Origin of the sequence: Gordonibacter faecis, from assembly GCF_030077735.1 — a bacterium.
GTDB classification, from domain to species: Bacteria; Actinomycetota; Coriobacteriia; order Coriobacteriales; family Eggerthellaceae; genus Gordonibacter; species Gordonibacter faecis.
The window spans coordinates 1-897 of record NZ_JASJEU010000033.1; the positions used below are offsets into that span (position 1 = coordinate 1).

Below are 897 nucleotides of genomic sequence, written 5' to 3' on the forward strand. Positions count from 1 at the left end.
GGGAGACGCCCGCCTGCGCCTGCGCAAGCACCTGGACCCGTACCAGATTGCGCTGATTGTGCGCGAGCTGCATCACGCGGTGGGCATCCTCTGGAAGGATGCGGGCGACGACGGCAACTTCGACATCGGCGTCTACCAGACGTCCGGCGACAACGAGGGCACCTACGACGTCTCCGAGGACGGTCTGACGCGGCTCATCCGCAGCTACGACAGCGCGATTACGATTCGCGGCGTCTACGAGACGATTGCGGTTCTCCGTTCCGTGTGCCCGCACGTCGAGCGTTGTCATGACCGTGACCTTATCGCTGTGAACAATGGCGTGTACGACTACGGGAGCAAGATGCTCCTTGGCTTCGACCCGGAGTTCGTGTTCACCGGCAAGGTGCGCGTGGACTTCGTTGAGAACGCCCCGAACCCCGTGATACATAACGACGAGGACGGCACCGACTGGGACGTCGTGTCCTGGATGGGCGAGCTGTCCGACGACGAGAGCATCGTACGGCTGCTGTGGCAGATTGTCGGAGCGGTCATCCGCCCCGGCGTCAGCTGGAACAAGAGCGCATGGTTCTACTCCACGTCCGGCAACAACGGCAAGGGCACGCTGTGCTCCCTCATGCGCAACCTGCTGGGGCGCGGTTCCTGGGAGTCCATCTCGCTGAAGGACTTCTCTTCCCCGTTCATGCTGGAGCCGCTGATGCGCATTTCCGCCGTAATCACGGACGAGAACGACACGGGCACATTCGTGGACGACGCGGCGGCGCTCAAGTCCATCATCACGGGGGACCCGTTCCAGCTGAACCGCAAGTTCAAGGAGCCGCGCACGGTCCTTTTCAAGGGGTTCATGGTCCAGTGCGTCAACGAGCTGCCGAGGCTCCGCGACAGGTCGGAGTCCATGTA

General features: G+C 62.8%; 1 protein-coding gene. It reads left to right on the forward strand.

Annotation, left to right across the window (positions count from 1 at the left end):
• The coding region (locus QNJ86_RS13835; protein WP_283833236.1) for a DUF5906 domain-containing protein at positions 1 to 897 on the forward strand (897 nt) is incomplete at both ends.